Annotated in this window: 14 protein-coding genes; 10 read left to right on the top strand and 4 right to left on the bottom strand. The window is 41.8% G+C overall.

Annotated elements, in window-relative coordinates:
- Positions 1 to 196: 196 nt before the first annotated feature.
- From PX482_RS17525 to PX482_RS17480, 10 genes are all read left to right on the top strand, one after another.
- The gene (locus PX482_RS17525; RefSeq protein ID WP_002760897.1) at positions 197 to 430 is read left to right on the top strand and encodes a hypothetical protein; all 234 of its coding nucleotides are present in this window, start codon (positions 197 to 199) and stop codon (positions 428 to 430) included.
- Positions 427 to 777, top strand: a complete 351-nt coding sequence (locus PX482_RS17520) for a type II toxin-antitoxin system PemK/MazF family toxin (protein ID WP_288027765.1) — start codon at positions 427 to 429, stop codon at positions 775 to 777. Before PX482_RS17525 ends, PX482_RS17520 begins: the two co-directional genes overlap by 4 nt.
- Before the next feature lie 175 nt (positions 778 to 952).
- A complete protein-coding gene (locus PX482_RS17515; protein WP_002760899.1) occupies positions 953 to 3,322 on the top strand; it encodes an arylsulfatase in 2,370 nt (789 codons plus the stop codon).
- 89 nt (positions 3,323 to 3,411) lie between these two features.
- Positions 3,412 to 4,086 carry a MarC family protein gene (locus tag PX482_RS17510; protein ID WP_002760900.1) on the top strand — a complete coding sequence of 225 codons (675 nt, stop codon included), beginning with the start codon at positions 3,412 to 3,414 and terminating at the stop codon, positions 4,084 to 4,086.
- Between the two features lie 190 nt (positions 4,087 to 4,276).
- The gene (locus PX482_RS17505; protein WP_002760901.1) at positions 4,277 to 4,882 is read left to right on the top strand and encodes a hypothetical protein; all 606 of its coding nucleotides are present in this window, start codon (positions 4,277 to 4,279) and stop codon (positions 4,880 to 4,882) included.
- A 51-nt stretch (positions 4,883 to 4,933) separates the two neighbouring features.
- Positions 4,934 to 5,695 (top strand): Coq4 family protein, encoded by a 762-nt coding sequence (locus PX482_RS17500; RefSeq protein ID WP_002760903.1) that lies wholly within the window; start codon positions 4,934 to 4,936, stop codon positions 5,693 to 5,695.
- A 54-nt stretch (positions 5,696 to 5,749) separates the two neighbouring features.
- A complete protein-coding gene (locus tag PX482_RS17495; RefSeq protein ID WP_288094947.1) occupies positions 5,750 to 6,358 on the top strand; it encodes a DUF1345 domain-containing protein in 609 nt (202 codons plus the stop codon).
- A 28-nt stretch (positions 6,359 to 6,386) separates the two neighbouring features.
- On the top strand, positions 6,387 to 6,623 hold the full coding sequence (locus tag PX482_RS17490; RefSeq protein ID WP_288027769.1) for a hypothetical protein: 237 nt from the start codon (positions 6,387 to 6,389) through the stop codon (positions 6,621 to 6,623).
- Positions 6,599 to 7,789, top strand: a complete 1,191-nt coding sequence (gene gad / locus PX482_RS17485) for a glutamate decarboxylase (protein ID WP_288094946.1) — start codon at positions 6,599 to 6,601, stop codon at positions 7,787 to 7,789. Before PX482_RS17490 ends, gad begins: the two co-directional genes overlap by 25 nt.
- 171 nt (positions 7,790 to 7,960) lie before the next feature.
- A complete protein-coding gene (locus PX482_RS17480; protein WP_288027773.1) occupies positions 7,961 to 9,712 on the top strand; it encodes a mechanosensitive ion channel family protein in 1,752 nt (583 codons plus the stop codon).
- A gap of 361 nt (positions 9,713 to 10,073) precedes the next feature.
- On the opposite strand, the gene PX482_RS17475 is transcribed toward PX482_RS17480, so the two are convergent.
- From PX482_RS17475 to PX482_RS17460, 4 genes are all read right to left on the bottom strand, one after another.
- Positions 10,074 to 11,018, bottom strand: coding sequence for a hypothetical protein (locus tag PX482_RS17475; protein ID WP_288055922.1), 945 nt, complete (start codon positions 11,016 to 11,018; stop codon positions 10,074 to 10,076).
- A 297-nt stretch (positions 11,019 to 11,315) separates the two neighbouring features.
- Positions 11,316 to 11,729, bottom strand: a complete 414-nt coding sequence (locus PX482_RS17470) for a PIN domain-containing protein (RefSeq protein WP_004159379.1) — start codon at positions 11,727 to 11,729, stop codon at positions 11,316 to 11,318.
- Positions 11,726 to 11,953 (bottom strand): hypothetical protein, encoded by a 228-nt coding sequence (locus tag PX482_RS17465; RefSeq protein WP_004159378.1) that lies wholly within the window; start codon positions 11,951 to 11,953, stop codon positions 11,726 to 11,728. Before PX482_RS17465 ends, PX482_RS17470 begins: the two co-directional genes overlap by 4 nt.
- Before the next feature lie 529 nt (positions 11,954 to 12,482).
- Positions 12,483 to 13,328: an FHA domain-containing protein gene (locus PX482_RS17460; RefSeq protein ID WP_288094945.1), complete on the bottom strand. Its 846-nt coding sequence runs from the start codon at positions 13,326 to 13,328 to the stop codon at positions 12,483 to 12,485.
- Positions 13,329 to 13,949 lie beyond the last annotated feature (621 nt).

The following is a 13,949-nucleotide window of genomic DNA, read 5'->3' as shown; positions in this document are numbered from 1 at the left end:
TATGGTTCGATAGGGGGGCATAAATCGACTAAATCCTTATCTGGCAAGAGACTTAATTGATTAGTTCGCTCTAGATAAAAAACAATTGACAAAAATCGCTAAATGCCTTTCTCTATAAGGGTTCCATCCCTTATAACCCCCATCCATTGCATAACACAAACCGAAGAGCCCTACAAATAATTGTGCCTCCCTACTTATGTCGGCTACAATTCGTGAAGAACTTCACCAACAGATTAACCGATTACCCGATCACATTGTTGAAAAAATTGCCAACTTTACCCGATTAATTTCCCCTGAGCCAAACAACATTTCAGAATATACTAATTGGCAAGATGAAGACTGGCAAAAATTTGCATTAGAGCAATTTTTTAAAGAAGAAGATGAAATTGAATATTCCCTAGCAGATGCTCAAGAAATTTATCAACTATGAAACCAGGTGATATTGTTCTAATTCGTTTTCCTCAAGCAGACTTGCAATCAGGAAAACTACGTCCAGCTTTAATTATTTTTGCTATTTCACCAAGTCGCCATCGTGATTTATTACTTGCTTTAATTTCTTCTCGTCTCCATCAAGCTACTTTAGGATTTGACGAAATTATTAATACCTCAGATTCTGACTATATTACTACTGGACTTAAAGTGGCTTCTTTAATTCGGCTAGGACGATTAACAAGTGTCGAATCATCTGTAATCAATGCCCGTTTAGGAAATATCTCACCAGAAAGACTAATACGCATTAAAAATCTTTTAATCAATTGGCTCAGAAAATCAAATTAGTGTGGTCTGCTAGGCTTCGCCGCTCTTCGAGAACGCAGTGCCTTCGGCAACGCCGTCATCTTATTGATTAAACTTTAAAAATGCGATCATGTATTGCCGTTGTCAACGAAATAGCCGATTTTTCCGATTTTCACCTCTCGATCGCAAATTTAAAAGGTTAAAAGGAGCCCTCAAGATGACCCAAGACAAACCGATCCAACGCCAAATTCTACCGATTCCCGACTTGACCCCCTTCGGTCTAACCACCTACGACGCCAAGAATCCCGACACCCACTATCCCCCGATTCGAGATATCCGACCGCCGGCTGGCGCACCCAACGTGCTGATCGTGCTGCTCGATGACGTGGGTTTTGGAGCCGCCAGTGCCTTCGGTGGTCCCTGCAATACGCCCACTTTCGAGCGATTAGCGGCGGCTGGGTTAAAATACACCCGTTTTCATACCACTGCCCTCTGTTCTCCCAGTCGTGCGGCTTTGCTCTCTGGAAGGAATCATCACTCGGTCGGCATGGGCAACATCACCGAAACCGCCACCTCCGCCCCTGGACAGAGTTCCGTCCGTCCCAACACCAAAGCCCCCCTTGCCTTAACCCTGAAGCTAAACGGCTATTCCACGGCGCAGTTCGGTAAATGCCACGAAGTACCGGTTTGGCAAACCAGCCCGATCGGTCCCTTTGACGCTTGGCCCTCTGGCGGGGGTGGATTCGAGTATTTCTACGGCTTTATCGGTGGCGAAAATAACCAGTGGGAGCCGGCACTGTACGAGGGAACAACCCCGATCGAACCGCCGAAAACTCCGGAGGAAGGCTATCACCTGACCGAGGATCTGGCCGATCGAGCGATCGCTTGGATTAGTCAACAAAAAGCTCTCGCCCCCAATAAGCCTTTCTTTGCCTACTTCGCCCCTGGCGCAACCCACGCCCCCCACCACGTCCCGAAGGAGTGGATCGACAAGTATCGAGGCCAATTCGCTCACGGTTGGGATCGCCAGCGTGAGATCACCTTTGCCCGACAGAAAGAACTGGGCGTAATTCCCCAAAATGCCGAACTCACCCCCCGTCACGCCGAAATTCCCCCATGGGATGACATGGACGAGCGCCTGAAGCCGGTATTAGAGCGCCAGATGGAGGTGTACGCCGCCTTTCTGGAACATACCGATGATCAGGTGGGACGAGTGATTCAAGCCTTAGAAAAGCTAGAAATCCTCGACGATACGCTAATTTACGTCATCGTCGGTGATAACGGTGCCTCCGCCGAGGGAACGCTTCAGGGCGCGTTTAACGAGATGGCCAACTTTAACGGGTTAGCGAGTCTAGAAACCCCGGAATTTCTCCTCTCGAAACTAGATGACTTCGGTGCGCCCGATTCCTATAATCACTACGCGGTCGGTTGGGCCTGGGCGATGAGTAGCCCCTATAAGTGGACGAAACAGGTCGCTTCCCACTGGGGCGGCACCCGCAACGGTACGATTGTTCGTTACCCCAAACTCATCCAGGAAAAAGGTGGGATTCGTCACCAATTCTGTCACGTCATTGATGTGGCCCCGACGGTGTTGGAAGTGGTAGGCATTCCCGAACCGACGATGGTTAACGGTGTCCTACAAAGTCCCTACGAGGGTACGAGTATGGTTTATACCTTTAACGACGCAGCCGCCCCCGAACGTCATGATGTGCAGTATTTCGAGATGTTTGGCAATCGGGGCATCTATTACAAGGGTTGGAGCGCGATTACCAAGCACCGCACCCCGTGGGTGATGACTGGACAGACGATGGTTCCTTTCGACGATGATATCTGGGAACTATACGACGGCAGTACGGATTGGACGCAAGCTCGGGATCTCTGCCAGGAAATGCCAGAGAAACTGCACGAACTACAGCGACAATTTCTGATCGAGGCGGTTAAATATAATGTACTGCCCCTAGACGATCGCCAAGTGGAACGGGTCGATCCCGCCACCGCTGGCCGGCCTACCCTCGTGCGGGGAAACTCGCAATTATTCTTTGCCGGGATGGGGCGTTTGTCTGAAAATAGCGTCATCAACATCAAAAATAAATCCTTCTCGGTAACGGCGGAACTGGAAATTCCCCCGGAAGGCGCGGACGGGGTGATTATCGCCCAAGGCGGCCGCTTCGGTGGTTGGAGTGTCTATAGCCACGATGGAAAAGCCAAGTTCGTCTATAACGTGCTGGGGATTGAAAGTTTTGTCACCGAGGCGACGGAGACGATCCAGGCTGGCAAGCATCAGGTACGGATGGAGTTTGCCTACGATGGTGGTGGTTTAGGACGGGGGGGAAATGTCACCCTCTACTACGACGGTCAACCAGTGGGTACGGGTCGGGTAGAACGAACTCAGGCTTTTATTTTCTCCGCCGACGAAACCACGGATATCGGCTACGAATCTGGTACCCCCGTGGCGGCGGAATATACCTCGAAAACCAGTCGTTTCACCGGCAAGATCGGCTGGGTTCAATTGGATCTGGGTACGGACAATCATGACCACCTGATCGACCCGGAGGAACGTCTGAAAATTATCATGGCCAGGCAGTAGAAAAGGGGACTTGCGATACTGGTAGCTTTATCTAGACTATCCCTCGGTTAAAAGCAAAAAAATTGAGCTTAAATTAGCAACTTTGTCCTATGGAATGGTCTTTTTTGAGAAACTTTGCCATCACTTTATTCGCCCTCTTAAATCCTCTGGGAATGCTGCCGATTTTTATTAGTTACACCGCTCGCGAACGTAAAGAAGTACAACGACTCGTGGCTCTATTTGTCTCGTTAACTGTCTTGTGTTTGTTATTGATTTTTATGTTTATCGGAACGGCAATGCTAAAATTCTTTGGCGTCACCTTAGACTCTTTTCGCCTAGCTGGTGGCGTGCTTTTGTTGATTATCGGTATCAACATTGTTAACGGTTCTGGGGCAGGGACAAAAGAGCTTTTAATTAATGAGCAAGGCGGGGATTATCTCAGCGAAGCTAAGTCAGTTTATCGGCAGATTGTTATTCCTATGGCTATGCCTTTATTAGTGGGTCTTGGGGTTATTGCTAACGTTATTCTTTATGCCAGTGAAGCCGAATCAAGGCTAGGTAGTGGTACGGGCATTGAACTGATTTTGATGACAATTTTAGTCAGTTTTTTAGTCTTTCTCATCCTCGCGGCTGGCCAATGGTTACAAAGACTTTTAGGAGATATTGGCTTGAGTATTACTCAGCGAGTTATGGGCCTATTTGTAGCGGCGATCGGAGTACAATTTATGGTGACAGGTTTGATTAATATTTTTGTCGATCAGATCGTTCCGAAACTACCATCATAGCCAATTACTAATTAGTCTAAATATAGCGGTTCTCGCATCTATGCGGCACACTTAAACCTTTGCTGATTAAGCTGTTCAGGATCGGGAATGTACCTCTTGTGAATCAGAAACGCTATAGTTAGCTAAGAAAATTACTGGAAATATCAAATAAGCTGTTGTATATTTAAACTGGGTATTAAGGAGAGCAATCATGAGAAATTCTGAGCAATTGACCAAATCCCTGAAGCGTTTTCGTTATACACTTTTTCTGGGAGTAGCGGCCATGGCAATCAATAGCTGGGGGATGCCCAATATTTCTGTAGCCCAGACTACTCCTGCTCAAGAAAAAGTGCAGTTAATGTTCGTGCAAACGGCAGAAGATCTTAAGGTAGATCCCGTCGCAAAAACAATTCGCCTGGTGAATGTCAACAAACAGACATTATACTTTTCCGATCGCCCAAACCGGATTGCTGGTAATCTGACCATGGCAGCCTACATGGATGAGTGGACAGCTAGGGCGGGAAAAGATAATTTTGCCAACGATCCCCCCAATGCTACCCTCTCGGTCTATGAACCTGGCCGTCAAGACAATACCATAATTGTCGTCGAGATTAGCAATCCCGTCATCGATGGCAAGGACTTGATTTATAGCTACAAGCTAATCGAAGGGACTCTACCTAAAACCGGCGGGGCAACTTCCCTATTTATCGATTGGATTGGTGTTGGTGGTGGTGTCGGTCCTGGCTTTTACGGGGTGGGGGCCGGTACCCGCGGGGTCGGTTTATACGGTGGTTACGGTGGCCCCCTGCGCTATTAATACACTTGTTCTAAGCAGCCTGTAAATTTATCTACCGATGAGGAGAATTCCATGAGTTACAGATACATCAATCAATTAGCCACACCCGAAAATTTGCATCGATTTCTGGAATTTGTCGATCTAGCGGCCGGCGCTGGCCAAGAAACGGCTAATGTCTGGGAAATCGAGCGCCGATTGGTCAATAGTCGCCCGATGGAGTTATGTGTAAAAGCAGTTCTGCAAGAACCAGCTTCCGCTCAATTAGTGCAAGAAAGATACATCGGCAAACCCTACGATCTCGAAGCAATGTTAAAAATGCCGAAAGGTTCTCTCGGTTGGACTTACGGCACAATTATGCACACTTTGGGCTATGATCCGCAATTTTATCCCCAACGCGAGCAATTTGATTCCGATGCCGACTATATTGGTTTTCGCATTGATAAAACCCACGATATCCATCACATTCTCACCGGGTTTAGTTTAGATACTCTTGGAGAATTGGGAGTAATTTCTGTCACGGTCGCTCAAACTCGTTATCCTACTTTTCTCCTCATCGATATCCTCTCTTTACTGATGACTTTTTTTACCAGTGATACTCTGTTAAGTGAGGTAGAAAGTGATGCCGATTTAAATAAAACTCTCGGTTACAAATTCGATTTAATTTCTCGGGGAATTACCATCGGTCGCCAGGCCCAACCTCTATTCCCGATCAAGTGGGAAGAAGGATTAGAAAAACCCTTAGATCAATGGCGTGAAGAACTGAATATCAAACCAGTTTTAGACGGGCCTTGGAGTTGGTACAGTTGCCCGGAATTACAAGCAGCGATCGCATAATTTACCCCGCAGATTTTTATGAGAGAATAGTTAGGGATAATTCTGCTTTGATCTATGGTCAAAAAAACCGCTAGAAAACCCAGCTATACTCAAATTCGCTGGCTCTGTCAAATAATTGTCGCTCTGATTGTCTTAATGCTGCCGGTGACTATTACTCTGCGACTGGTTTTAGCTTTTCTTTTCGCTTTGATAGTGGCAATTATGTTACTAGCTTACAGAATTTCTTGCCTTGCCCCCTGGCAGCTAGAACTATTAAAACCTCCCAATCATCGGGGGGCATTTCTGGAATCCCTATTTTATACGATCGGCAGTTTCGGACTATTAATTTATCTGATCGCTTCCGAACACGCCATCGTTCATTTTGCCTGTGGTTTTTTGGGTATTATTAGTGCTTGGTTAGCCATACAATTGATCTACAGCCAAGAATATGCAGTACGCTACTATCATGATGGTAAAGGCCTAGTTTTTCCCGATTGCGATCGACCTAATTGGAGGGAATTTCTCTATCAAGGTTTTTGTATGGCGGCTTGTTATCAAACCTCCGATACAAGTATTAATAGTACGGCAATGCGGCGGCTGGTAGCAACCTACGGGATGCTTTCCTATTCTTTATCCGTCTTGATTATTGCTATTATTTTTGGGATGATTGGTAATTTACTCTAAGCAAAAAAGATATTTTATTAAGGAAGTTATGGTTCATCAGAAAATTAATCTCGATCGCCTAGGTCCAGAAGAGACACTAATTACCCCCACCTATGCTTCCCGCGCCCTGACTTCCGCCGTACCTAAATACGAGATTCCCGAGGGAGAAATGCCGCCGGCGGTGGCCTATAATTTAATCTGGGATGAACTCGCCCTTGATGGTAATTCTCGCCTGAATTTGGCTACTTTTGTCACCCTTGGATGGAACTGGAAGCCAAACAATTAATGGCGGAAACCTTCGATAAAAACATGATCGACAAGGATGAATACCCACAAACCGCCGAAATTGAATTGCGTTGTGTGAATATGATCGCTAGACTCTGGAATGCTCCCAAAGGCGCAGCGGCAACCAGTTGTTCTACCATTGGTTCCAGTGAAGCGGCGATGTTGGGAGGCATGGCTTTAAAATGGCAGCGGCGCTATCGCCGACAAAAAGAGGGTAAACCCACCGATAAACCTAATTTAGTCATGGGCATTAATGTGCAGGTTTGTTGGGAAAAATTCTGTCGTTATTGGGAGGTAGAACCGCGTTTTGTGCCGATGGAAGGGAATCGTTTTCATCTCAATGCGACGGAAGCAATTAAACTAATTGATGAGAATACGATCGGGGTAATTGCCATTATGGGTAGTACCTTTGATGGTAGTTACGAACCCGTCCAAGAAATTAATGATGCCCTGGAAAAATTGAACAGAGAAACCGGCTGGCAAGTTCCCCTGCACGTCGATGGTGCTAGTGGTGGTTTTATTGCCCCTTTTCTTGATCCCGATTTAGTCTGGGATTTTCGCCTCAAATGGGTTAAATCGATTAATGCTTCCGGGCATAAATACGGTTTAGTCTATCCCGGTGTTGGTTGGATTATCTGGCGAGATCGGCAAGAATTACCAGAAGAATTAATCTTTAATTGTAATTATTTAGGCGGTGATCTGCCTAATTTTGCTCTGAATTTTTCTCGTCCCGGCAATCAAGTAGTCGCTCAATACTATAATTTTTTACGACTGGGTAAGGAGGGTTATCGACAAATTCATCAAGCCTGTCGAGATACGGCCTTGTATTTATCGGGGGAAATCGCTAAGATCGGACTGTTTGAATTAATTACCGATGGCAGCACTATTCCAGTTTTTGCTTGGAAATTAAAGGAGACAATTAGCGATCAAGCTAATTATAGTTTATTCGATTTGGCTGATAAATTGCGCGAGCGGGGTTGGTTAGTTCCTGCCTATACAATGCCGAAAAATCGCCAAGATTTAACCGTGCAGCGCGTGGTGATCAAGGAGGGATTTAGTCGCGACATGGCGGCTCTGTTGTTGCGGGACATTCATTCAGCGATCGCATTTTTTCAATCTCAGTCTCATTATCAGTCAAAATTATCTGGTTCCCATTTCCATCACTAACAGATGTTGAGGAAAAACTCGCTTAAATTTCCTAAATATTGGCAACCCTTACAGAGTTTTGGTGTTGGCAATTTTTCCACTCCTGTCTCAACCTAGTATATCCGTACCTCATCGAGGACAGTAATGCCTAAATCTTACCCGAATACACCCAAAAAAATCTGACTTAATCCTATGAAATCTGTACCATTTTTCGATATTAATCAAATATCTTTAATGCCAAGTAAACCATCTAGAACTAGAAGATGGATGAAAAAAATTGGACATACTTTGGTAATATTTATCGTAGTTTTACTACTGACTCTCACCTCTCCTCTTTTGGGAATAGCTCAAAATCCGACACAACTGGAAAATAAAATTGACGGCTTTCCAGTTATGTTAGATGGAAAAACTCTCTTTTTTATCCGGCGTGGAGTTTCTTCATTTTCGGCGGAGGAGAGAGCTAACGCTATTACCCGGAGAATTGAAAGAATTGCTCAAAATGATTCTATTCCTGTTGAGAACCTGACAATTAAGCAGATTCCTGATGATAACTCACTTTATTTAAGTGTAGATCAAGAAGTAATTCTAACGGTGACGGAGCGAGATGCAAAAGCCTATCGTTCAACGCCGAAGGTTTTAGCTCAACAAGCTTTACAAAAAATTCAGGTTGCTATCGCTCAATATCGCCAAGATCGAAAACCCGAACAACTACTTAAGAACATCATTTATACGGTTATAGCCAGCTTTGCCTTCCTGATTATTAGCTTTGCAGTTATCAAAACTTCAGGGAAGCTATTTCCCTTTATTAGACGTTTGATTGAATCCTTGACGCCAGGCATTCAAATCGGGAATGTTGAGATCATATCTTCCTCTAATATAAGCTTTTTTTGGCTGCGAGTTCTTCGGATAATTCGCTTACTTGTTCTCTTTTTATTATTATTTAATTATGCTACATTTGTACTTCGTTTATTTCCCTGGACAAGAGTTTTTGGTGAGAGTATTTTAGGCTATTTTTATCAATCATTAGAACTGGTTTTATCCTCTATTGGCCAATATCTTCCCAATGCCTTTATTATTGCCATAATCATTTTTATCACTTACTACTTAATCGGGCTAATCAAGCCCTTTTTTACAGCAATAGAAAGAGGAAATCTGGTTATTCCTGGTTTTTATACTGATTGGGCTAAACCGACTTACAATATCCTATTAGTCATAATTATTGCCATAGCAGCAATAGTTGCTTTTCCCTATTTGCCCGGTTTTGATTCCCCTGCTTTCCGAGGTGTTTCTGTTTTTCTTGGTCTTCTTTTATCCCTTGGTTCTACTTCGGCAATCGCCAATGTTATTGGGGGAATTATTCTTATTTATACCCGTGCCTTTCGCATCGGAGATCACATTCAAGTAGGAGATGTAATTGGCGATCTAATTGAAAAAAACTTCCTAGTCATCCGCATTTGTACTCCCACTAATAAAATCATTACTATTCCTAACTCATCTTTATTAAGTAGTAATGTGATTAACTTTAGTATTTCCTCGCGGGAGTTAAACAGAAATCTAATTATTCAGACAACGATTACCCTGGGGTATGATCTGCCCTGGCGAAAAGCCCACAAAACCTTAATTGAAGCTGCTCTAGAAACTGAGCATATTCTCAAAGAACCCGCACCTTTTGTCCTGCAAACTAGCTTAGATAATTTTTACATCAGTTATCAATTAAACGCTTACACTAACCAACCCAATTTGATGGTAATAATTTATTCAGAACTCCATCAAAATATTCAAGACAAGTGTAATGAAGCTGGGATTGAGATTCTCTCTCCCAGTTACACCTCCCTACGAGATGGAAATACAACAACCATTCCCGAAAATTATTTACCTTCCGATTATGTCGCGCCTCCCTTTCGCGTTCAATCTTCAGACAATCAGGAAAACAACACATTATGACACCATACCCGTTTTTAGGCTCTCACTTTTGGCGGATTATTAATAGACCTCTTGTAAAAATCAAAAATTGTTGTTAGGAGTAAGTAGCCAGTAGTCAGTAGTCAGTAGTCAGGATAATTAAGAATGAATAATAATCAATTCCATGATCTCTTGACAGATTTTAGGCAATTTAATCCTTATTTTTGCCGTTTTTGAACCATCAAAAATTAATTGTGCAAGAGGTTTAGTTTTGCAAGGGAATAAAGTTGACAATATCTCTTATAGGGTTTCTGATTCACAAGAGGTACATTCCCGATCCTGAACAGCTTAATCAGCAAAGGTTTAAGTGTGCCGCACAGATGCGAGAACCGCTATATTTTATTTAGGAACTACCTCCTAAATAAAAGCCTAGCGAAAACATGATTAAGATGCCAATAATAAATACAATAGACCAGGAAAAAACCGCAAATAAAACAAAACAAGCTGGGAAAGAAATCAGAGTTCCACCAACGAAAAACATACCCACCAAAAGAAGGAGCGGTACTTTAATAGGATGGGTGATTAGTTGATAAAAATCACTAAGAAAACCCAATAAATTATTAAAAATTTTAGGTTTAAACCTTTGAGAAACTTTTTTCCTAAGATAATTTTCAGCATCAGAGTTTAGAGGATAAATCGCTTGAAAGGTTTGGGGTTTATAAATTTCTTCAATCTGATAGGCCCATGCGGTTAATTTGTTTTTATTTTTTCTTCTTTCTGCCAGTTGATTGATCATAATAACCGTACACTTTAGATCACGAGGAATCACTAAACAAGGATTTTTTTCTTGTAATAATGCTTGAAATTGCGGCAGTTTTAAAGCATCATTATGACGGGTATTAGAATCATCATACAAGTGGGTTTTTCTGGTATCTTTTTGATCAAAAGGGTCGAAAGTTGGCTTGTTATTAGTATTAAACCATGCCAATAAATTCGTTAATTTTCCTAATCCTTGCGCTATAAAATAACGATATAATAATACTTCTTCTCTGTTGCGATCTTTCCCTTTACTAATAACAGCAATGATTGACCAAGCCTCTTTTTTATTTTTAACTTCTCGACCGATTATAACAAATTTTTCTTTTTCAGGCACGTTTTGAGGAAAGCAAGGAATTTTTAATAATTCCTCATCAATGGCTTGATAAACCACATCGGGAATCGGCTCTAAGGTACAATTCATAAAGTCTTCTTCGGTGTAATCTTCCACCCACCACAAAACTTGTGTACCAACTTGTGAAGATTGTACTTTAACTCCTGTACTAAATTCGTGAATCTCAATAGTACTCATGATTTTTTGTCAAAAGTAAGGATTATTGCTTAGTATTTATGTACCGTTAATAGCGATCACCTCACCCTAAAATGGGTCTCTATCTATTCTTTTATCGTAGGATAGGGGGGAAGTTATGCAGGGGAGCGGTTAAATAATACAATTTTATTATAGTTGAGATAAAATTTAGGCGAAGCTGGATCAGCGATCGCATTTAACTTCGATAAATGGGATAGACTAAAGAAAGTTAATGAGGATCAAGTCATGACACAAAATGAGTTAATGTTAGAACGATACTTTACTATCTTAAAAACTAGGTTAAACTGTATAGGGAACTTCAACAAAGGGATGTTCAGTTAAGTCGAAATCTTTAGTATTGTGAGTGACTAATTTAAGGTTATAATGAAGGGCGATTGCTGCTTGAATTGCGTCGGGTAATTTCCATTGTATGATCTTTTGATGGGGGAGTTTGTTCAACTTTTTTCTGATTTGTTCACGACGAAGTTGGATAACTAAATCGATGATAGTTTGATCTAATTCTATTAGGTGAAAGTAGGATAAAACTTGTTGAGCTTGATGAAAGGTGGTTTCATCCTCAAATCCAATCAAGACTTCTGCTTTAGTAATGATAGAAATACAAGCATCGTTTTTATGTTTTTTAAGATAGCTGGTTGCTGCTGAAACTCCATTAAAATGGTCAATCAGAATACAAGAATCTATCAGTTTTTTCATGACCATTCCTCTCGAATTTTCTGTTGATATTCTAACCCATCTCCTTTTGTCCATATTCCTTGAGTATTTTCTAAAACCGTTTCAAAATCGGAAGAAGATTCAGCTATATCTTGTTCAACAACCTCAATATTAATATTCAGCTTTGTTCCTTCTTTGAAGGGTAAATTAGAGAGAAGGATTTGCTGAGAGTTATCAAGGGTTATCTGAGTTTGATAGGAAGTCATAAGATTAAGCTATTTGAAGATAGTTAAAATCATTATAGCAGAAGTCAGAATTATGAGGTTGGAAGTCGGAAGTAAAAGCTATACAGAACTAGCTTTTCAACTAATTGACTGTACCTCATGAGATTGGGAAATGTTATATATAACTTTGATGGTTCTTTTTGCTGAATACCGAATTTGAATTGATTTTCTCCCGTCTAATTGATAATAAGATTAAGTGCAGATAGACTTTGATTTTCCTCAATCAAACGCTAATTTATAGGACGCACAACACTTGCGTCCCTACAGTATATCTAGTTTTTCATAAGAGGATAGCACAACACCCACTTAGGGACCTAGACCATCTATTTCAGGTCGAGATTATGGGGGATTAGATGGTATCGAAGATACCAGTGAATTGAGTTTTTTATATGTATCACCACCTTCTGACATCAGACCATCATAAGTGTTCCATTCATGAAACTGTTGTTTCTGAAAAGCTTTAATTTTTTCTTTTAACTGTTGGGAGTTCTCCTGTTTGATTATATCCTCATTAAGGAGTATCTTTTGGAAAATCTAAGATTTCAACAATAAGCCCTTTTCTTTTTCCTTTTTCTGAATCATCATGAGCGTTATCTTCAACTATAGCGTTTAAGGATTTGACATTAGTTTGCCAATTCGTATCTACAGTGGGTGATGGGGATACAGAGGGGGATGGAGATACAGAAGATGATAGAGAAGGTGATGGAGAGGGAGAGGAAGGAGTTGATAGCCCTAGACTTACTTTAATATCCTTGATTATAGCCTCTCTAGTCTGACTATCTGATTTTATTCCTACAATACCTGTTGGTTTTATTTTTTTTCCTGTTTGATAATCTTCAATTAACTGTTTCCAGTTTATTTCTTTTTGCTTAGATAAGCTTTTTTGTAACTTAAAAAGTTTAATAATTGCCTTTTTACTTTTTGTTTTATCAATCTTTTGATCCTGAGCCAGATCATTAACTATTTTGTCCAACCCATCTGGTAGAGTTAATTCAGTCATTAATTGTAGTTCCTGATTTACAGATTCTATTTGCTGCTTTAAAGCGAAGATAAAAACCACTGAAGCAATCGTATCCCGTGAATTAATGGGAGTTGGTGACATAATTCTTGCGCCCAATTTTTCCTGTCCTAATGTTTTAATATAAGTCCCATTAGTCGAACTATCTTTAATCATCCAAACCCCATTTTCATAGGTAATCTCAGCATGATGTTGGGACACTTTATCACTATTAGCACATGAATCTAAATCAATTTCTACTGGATTCCCCGGTGTAAAAATACCAATCACTGCGCTATTATAAATTTTAAATTCGGCAGTGGGTGCATTAAACAGAGGAATTAAACGCGCAGTGGCCATTGCACCTATGGGAGAAGGAGATGTCATCTGCATCGGTGCTGTCATTACTTGAGGGGTCGGTATTACTTGTGTAGGAGGAGTGAGAGGTTGAGGGGTCGGTATTACTTGTGTAGGAGGAGTGAGAGATGGAGGGGTCGGTATTCCCTGTGTAGGAGGAGTAAATGAGGAAGAAGGAGATGAAATCGGAGTGACGGGGAGAGTATTTCCTAATTCTGCACCACAGGTTTCGCAAAATTCAGCGTCTGGGGGGTTTCCTTCATAGCCACAGGTGGGACATTCGATAGACATGGTTGATTCTCCTTAAAAATGACGATATTTGACAGATTAACAAGGTTAGAAAAGAGTTCAAGACATTTGAAGATAAAGTCGGCATTACCTCAAAATAACGGCAAAAATGAACTTTAAAGCATTTCTTTCAAGTTTGTGCTTGAATCAGCCTAAGTTCCTGTGATATTACGAATAGTTTCATCTAGAGATGATTGTTCATCGGAAATTTTGGGTCTGAAACCCCGCCGTTCTAGGTTGGCTTTACGTTAGAATTAAAAGGCCAGTCTCGAAAACCAAGTGGACGGCGCAGCACCTTGAAAACTCGGCTTAGGGGGTTCCGACCAGAAAAGCTTG

Origin of the sequence: Microcystis sp. M53602_WE12 (assembly GCF_030065455.1) — a bacterium.
GTDB classification, from domain to species: Bacteria; Cyanobacteriota; Cyanobacteriia; order Cyanobacteriales; family Microcystaceae; genus Microcystis; species Microcystis aeruginosa.
Note: the sequence above shows the minus strand (reverse complement) of the source record. Positions and strands in the feature narration are given on the sequence as shown.